Origin of the sequence: Streptomyces boluensis (genome assembly GCF_009908195.1) — a bacterium.
Lineage (GTDB): Bacteria > Actinomycetota > Actinomycetes > Streptomycetales > Streptomycetaceae > Streptomyces > Streptomyces boluensis.
Genome location: NZ_JAAAHS010000512.1, coordinates 1 through 4,587, shown reverse-complemented (window position 1 = coordinate 4,587; position 4,587 = coordinate 1). Strand labels below are relative to the sequence as shown.

The window sequence follows — 4,587 nt, the reverse complement described above, 5'->3', positions numbered from 1 at the left end:
ACCCCCTGCAGCGCCGCCCCGACCTCCCGGATCAGGGCGTCGCCGGCCGCGAACCCGGCCCCGTCGTTGACCTGCTTGAAGCCGTCCACGTCCAGCCAGCTGAGCGCGAAGTGCCGGCCGCGCGCGATCCACCGGTCGACCTCGGCGGTGATCGCGTCCGAACCGGGCAGCCGCGTCAGCGGGTTGAGCCCCGCCGCCTCCTCCACCCGGCTCTCCGCGAGGGCGCGTACGAGGTCCGCGAGCCGCACCACGCCCACGCACCGCCCCTCGCCGTCCACCACGGCCACGTCGTCGCCGGTACGGCTGCGCTCACCGTCCGCGAGCAGGTCGAGGACCTCCCAGGCGGTGGCGTCGACGCCGACCGTGCGCGGCTCGTCGGCCAGTCGCGCGGCGGGCCGGTCGGCGTACAGGGCGTGCCCGTACCGCCCGGAGAGTGAGAGCAGGAAGCGGTCCCGGTCCACGGCCCGTACCGGCACCCCGCGCGTGTCCACGAGCAGCACACCGGACACGTCCGGCGCGCCGGTGAGCAGCCCGCGCACCCGCCCCGCCGAGGCCGCCGCGGGCAGCAGCGCCGCCGGACGCACGAACTGCCGTACAGGCGGCCCGTCATGGGCCCCGTCGGGCGCGGTCGCCGCAGTGCCCGCAGCCTCGATCACCGGTACGTACACGTCGGCTGCGGGCCGCCGCGAGGGCGGCGCGAAAAGCTGGCCCTGACCCAGTTGCGCCCCGGCCGCGAGCGCCGCCGCGTGCTGCCGTTCCGTCTCCACGCCCTCCACACCGAGCAGCGCACCGAGCTGCTCGGCCAGGGCCCGCATCGCGTGCACGCCCGCGGTGCGGGACAGCAACGAGGCGTCCAGCTTGATGAGTTCGGGCGCGAGATCGACGAGCAGGCGCAGCGGTACGTCGCCGTCCCCGACACCGTCCGCGCAGATCCGGAACCCCTCGCCACGCAGTGCGGCCACGCCCTCCAGGAGCGCCCGCTGCGGTACGTGCGTGAACGGCGGCCCCAGGTCGACGGTGACCTCCCAGGGCAGCCGCCCCGCGCGGTGCACGGCGTCGCGCAGCGCGGCGAGGCCGCCGAGGTCGGCGACGGTGGCCGCGAAGACGTTCACATGCAGCGGCAGCAGGGTCTCCTGCCGGGCTGCCGCGCGGACCGCGAACGCGGCCACGCTGCCGTCGAGTTCGGGGTCGCGGCGGGCCTCGGCGAGCACGTCGCCGGACTCCGGGCGGGCCAGTATCTCCTGCGCGACAATGGCTCCGGTCGACAGGTTGACGACGGGCTGGAAGGCGAAGCGGAGGGAGTCCGACCAGGCAGGCACGCGAGCATGATGCCCCCGCCGCGCGGGCTTCCGGGGCCAGTTCACGCGCTGTTCACGGAGGATTCCCGGATCGTCACTCTGCGTACGAACGCGACGCGGGGCAAGACCATTTCAGGCCCCACGCGCGTGCCGGTCCCTCAAGCATGACCGGCACCACGCGCGTGCCGAATTCTCGTCCCAGCCGAACTCCCGTCCCCCACAGGCCCAGCCGCCCTCACCGCACCGCGATCACCGACGAGCCGTGTCCGAACAGCCCCTGGTTGGCGGTGATGCCCACCCGCGCGCCCTCGACCTGCCGCGCACCGGCCGCGCCGCGCAGTTGCCAGGTCAACTCGCAGACCTGGGCGATGGCTTGAGCGGGCACCGCCTCACCGAAGGACGCGAGCCCTCCGCTCGTGTTGACCGGAACGCGCCCACCGAGCGCCGTGGCGCCGTCCCGCAGCAGTTTCGCGCCCTCGCCCGCGCCGCAGAGCCCGAGATCCTCGTACCACTGGAGCTCGAGCGCGGTCGACAGGTCGTACACCTCCGCGAGGGACAGCTCGTCAGGACCGATACCCGCCTCCTCGTACGCGGCGTGCGCGATGGCGGCGCGGAAGGGGCGCGCGGGCGGGTCCACGGCCGCCGCCGAGTCGGTCGCGATGTCCGGCAGGTCGAGCACGGTCTGCGGGTACTCGGGCGTGACCGTGGACACCGCGCGGATCCGCACCGGGTCTGCGGCGCCGTGCCGCCGCGCGAAGTCGACGCTGGACAGCACGAGGGCCGCCGCCCCGTCCGAGGTCGCGCAGATGTCGAGCAGCCGCAGCGGATCGGCGACCACCGCCGACGCGGCCACCTCGTCGGCCGTGACGACCTTGCGGTAGCGGGCGTTCGGATTGAGCGCGCCCATGGCCGCGTTCTTCACCTTGACCTGCGCGAAGTCGGCGAGCGTATCGCCGTGGACGGCCATCCGGCGGCGCGCGTAGAGCCCGAAGTACGCCGGGTTGGTGGCGCCGAGAGCCCGGAACCGCAGCCAGTCGGGGTCGTCCGGCCGGTCCCCGCCGGCGGGCCGGAAGAACCCCTTCGGCGCGGCGTCCGCGCCCACCACGAGCACCACGTCCGCGAGGCCCGCGAGGATCTGCGTACGCGCGGTGTTCACGGCCTGCGCTCCGGAGGCGCACGCCGCGTACACGCTGGTCACGCGCGCCCCCTGCCAGCCGAGCGCCTTGGCGAAGCTGGCGCCCGAGACATAGCCGGGGTAGCCCCCGCGCACCGTGTCGGCGCCGACGATCGAGCCCACGTCACGCCAGTCCACGCCCGCGTCCGCGAGCGCCGCCCGCGCGGCCTTCACGCCGTACTCGACGAAGCCGCGCCCCCACTTGCCCCACGGATGCATCGCGGCACCGAGCACCGCCACGTCGCGCGCGCTCATCGCTCGCTCACCGGCTTCCAGTGCCAGGTCATCCAGACTGTGTCCGCGTCCTCGTTCAGGACGCCGGGCACGGCCTCCACCTCCATACCGACGGCCAGTTGGGCGGGCGTCACGCCCGGCACCGCCTGCCCGAGCACCACCATCCGCTCCGCCTCCAGCTCGACCGCGACCAGGGAGTACGGCTCCCACTCCTGCTCCGGGTCGGAGACGTACGGGGCGGGTGGGCGGTAGCGCCCGTCGGTGTACGACCACACCCGGCCCCGCCGCGACAGCGGCACCTCCACGAGGTCACCGCCCGCGCATCCGGGGTTGCGGCAGAACGTGTCCTCGCGGGGGAAGAAGACGGAGCTGCAGGCGGCACAGCGCGTGCCGAGCAGCCGGAAATCGTCCCCCTCCCCACTGAACCAATCGGCTACGACCGGTGTCCGCTGACGCGACAAGGCCCCTCCCTGACACTGGATCTGACGGAACGTCAGGTGCGAGTGTGCCATGCCGGGTCGCACAGGCACAGGGGTGCGTTGCCGTGCGCACGGGCGGGACGGAGGGCGGGCTTCCGCGCTTCAGCCGTTCAACCCCTGCGGCCGTTCAGCCGTTCACCCCTGCGGCGGTTCAGCCGTTCAACGACCGCCGTGACACTGGGAAGTCGAAGTACGTGTCGGGGAACAGCTCCGGCTTGTGCGTGAAGTGCCACCACTCCTCGGGCAGATTGACGAAGCCCTGCTCCGCGAGCGCACCGCGCAGCAGATCCCGGTTCGCCCGCTGCTCGCCCCCGATCCGCGGGTCATCCGTGTGCGACAGGGTGTCGAAGCAGTCGAAACCGGTGCCCATGTCCACCGAGTTGTCGGGAAAACGCTCACCTTGAGGTGCGTAACACGGCACCAGAGGCTCACCCGGCACATAGGGGCGGGTCGGCAGCGCGGGCAGCTTCACCACGGTCAGGTCGACGGTCGAGCCACGGCTGTGACCGGACTTCTCCGCGATGTAACCGTCCGCGAACAACCTCGACTTGTCGACCTGCGGATAGAACTCCGGCTTCATCCGCTCGTCGTCGAGGTCCTTCGCCCAGCGCACGAAGTGATCGACCGCGCGCTGTGGCCGGTAGCAGTCGTAGACCTTCAGCGAGTACCCCTTGGCGAGCAGCTTGCGCTGCGCCTTGTGCAGTGCTTTCGCGGCGGGTTCGGTGAGGACGCACATCGGCTTCAGGTAGCCGTCGATCGGCTCGCCCACGAAGTTGTGGGCCGTGGTGTATCTGATCTCCTGGAGGATCGTCGGATCCACGTCGCGCAGCGCCACGAACTCATCCGGCGCCTTGGGTTCGGGTTTCGCCTGCGCGGGCGACGGAGCGGTGGTCAGCGCCAGTGCGGTGGCGGCGGCGACAGCGAGCGCGCGGAGCAAGGAAGTCGTCTTCATGGCCACCGTCTATCAGCTGCGCCGCCGCTCCGGAAGGTGATCGGATACAGTCCGCGCGTGCCCGAGCAGCCACGTGAACAGCCGCCAGCCCGCCCGGAGAAGGGCTCGCACTGCTCCACCTGCGGTGCCCCCTACGGCCCCGTGAGCGGCTGGCCCCGCCGCTGCCCGGCCTGCGGCGACACCGCCTACCGCAACCCCCTGCCCGTCGCGGTGGCGCTGCTGCCCGCCGAGTACGCCGACGCGGCAGGCACACACGCGGGTCTGGTCGTCGTCACCCGTGCCATCGCACCCGCGCGCGGCACGCTCGCCCTGCCCGGCGGATTCATCGACCACCACGAGGACTGGCGGCACGCCGTCGTACGCGAACTCGCCGAGGAGACCGGCATCCTGGCCTCCGCCGCCGACGTCCGCCTGGCCGACGCCCTCAGCTCCCCGGACGGCCACCTGCTC

At 72.8% G+C, this 4,587-nt stretch carries 5 protein-coding genes; 1 reads left to right on the top strand and 4 read right to left on the bottom strand.

The window, feature by feature from the left end; all coding sequences use genetic code 11:
• The 4 genes from GUY60_RS34905 to GUY60_RS34890 form a co-directional block, all read right to left on the bottom strand.
• Positions 1–1,319: EAL domain-containing protein (locus tag GUY60_RS34905; RefSeq protein ID WP_161705290.1), on the bottom strand; the 1,319-nt coding region annotated here is incomplete at its 3' end.
• Positions 1,320–1,533: 214 nt separating this feature from the next.
• On the bottom strand, positions 1,534–2,727 hold the full coding sequence (locus GUY60_RS34900) for a lipid-transfer protein (RefSeq protein WP_161705287.1): 1,194 nt from the start codon (positions 2,725–2,727) through the stop codon (positions 1,534–1,536).
• Entirely contained in the window at positions 2,724–3,167 is a 444-nt protein-coding gene (locus GUY60_RS34895; protein WP_246236038.1) for a Zn-ribbon domain-containing OB-fold protein, read from the bottom strand. The genes GUY60_RS34900 and GUY60_RS34895 overlap by 4 nt, the downstream gene beginning before the upstream one ends.
• Before the next feature lie 169 nt (positions 3,168–3,336).
• Complete coding sequence (locus GUY60_RS34890; RefSeq protein WP_161705282.1) at positions 3,337–4,137, bottom strand: M15 family metallopeptidase; 801 nt, start codon at positions 4,135–4,137, stop codon at positions 3,337–3,339.
• A gap of 57 nt (positions 4,138–4,194) precedes the next feature.
• Here GUY60_RS34890 and GUY60_RS34885 point away from each other — a divergent pair.
• Positions 4,195–4,587: NUDIX domain-containing protein (locus tag GUY60_RS34885; protein ID WP_161705279.1), on the top strand; the 393-nt coding region annotated here is incomplete at its 3' end.